Below are 1,222 nucleotides of genomic sequence, written 5' to 3' on the forward strand. Positions count from 1 at the left end.
GCACCTGGGCGACGTCCAGCCCGTGCCAGGCGGTGGCGGGGTCTTGCGGGGGCAGCTCGCGGGTGGTGGTCATCGGCAGCCGGTGCAGCGGCGACCGGCCGACCCTAACACCGCGGCCGGAACGCAGCACCCATCGCCGCGTGCGGCCGGGGGTTCTCGCGCGCTACTCGGGGCAGCCGTCCAGCCCCTGCGCGGCCAGCAACGCCAGCGCGGCTTCGTCGACGACGACCAGGCGCGAGCCCGAACGTTCGACCACACCCAGCTGCAGCATCGCGCGCCAGGCGCGGTTCACACGCTGGCGGCTGCCGCCGACGCTGGCGGCCAGTTCGGCCTGCGAGACGTCGAGCTCGATGCGTGTGCCCTCGGGGCCGTCCTGGCCGAACTGGCGTGCCAGGCGCTGCACCTGGCGCGCCAGGTGCAGCGCCAGCGGCATCGTGTGCAGCTCCTCGAAGCGGCGGAACATGTGGCGCAGGCGCTGGCAGTTCAGCTGCAGCAGCGCGTCGCGCAGCTCGGCGTGCTGGTCCATCAGCTCGCGCAGCGCCGGCTTGGCCAGCACCACCAGCGTCGACGGCATGTGGGCCACGGCGTCCAGGTCTGAGGGCCGGTCGTCGATCGCGGCGATGTCGCCGAACCACTGGCCCGGGCCGACGAAGTCGAGCGTGAAGGCGCGGCCGTCGGACAGCGCCGTGCCCAGGCGCACCGCGCCGCGGGCGACGCCGAACCAGCAGGCCGACAGGTCGCCGCGGCTGGCGATGCGCACGCCGGCGGCGACACGCCGCACTTGGCCGCGCGCGAGGATGGCGTCGCGCAGCCCCGCCGACAGCCCGGCGAACCACGGCCCGGCCTGCAGCGCGGCTTTCTCGCCCAGGCGCAGCTCCTGGTGTGCCGGCAGCGTCGCCCAGGCGGGCAGCGGGCGCCGCAGCAGCGCCAGCTCGATCGGTTCAGCAGTCAACATCGGTTCACTCCGGCTTCCGGCGGCGGGCCCCCGCGGCTACAAACCCGTTTTTCGGCCGGGGGCTTAAAACCCGGGATTTCGCCTCGTGACACGAGGGAACCGACCGCTGCAGCGACCATACCCGGACCATCGAAAACCCGACATTGGCAGAAACCACAGGGCCCGCGGCGGTGGCCGCCGGGCATCGTTGGCGTCCATGCAAGCCCCGCCGCCAGCCAGCCCCGCCGCCGCGCCGGCGCACGCCCCGCACGGCGCCCGCCGCCGCGA

1 protein-coding gene is annotated in these 1,222 nt (G+C 74.5%); it reads right to left on the minus strand.

The genetic code is table 11. The features are described from left to right. Nucleotides 1-163: 163 nt before the first annotated feature. Nucleotides 164-955, minus strand: a complete 792-nt coding sequence (locus CKO43_RS25435; RefSeq protein ID WP_200380414.1) for a Crp/Fnr family transcriptional regulator — start codon at nt 953-955, stop codon at nt 164-166. Nucleotides 956-1,222 lie beyond the last annotated feature (267 nt).

Source organism: Rubrivivax gelatinosus, from assembly GCF_016583785.1.
Taxonomy (GTDB): Bacteria; Pseudomonadota; Gammaproteobacteria; order Burkholderiales; family Burkholderiaceae_C; genus Rubrivivax; species Rubrivivax gelatinosus_B.

What these genes read in the sequence shown, in the direction of transcription:
- CKO43_RS25435 (WP_200380414.1), bottom strand. Translation starts at nt 955, where the DNA reads ATGTTGACTGCTGAACCGATCGAGCTGGCGCTGCTGCGGCGCCCGCTG.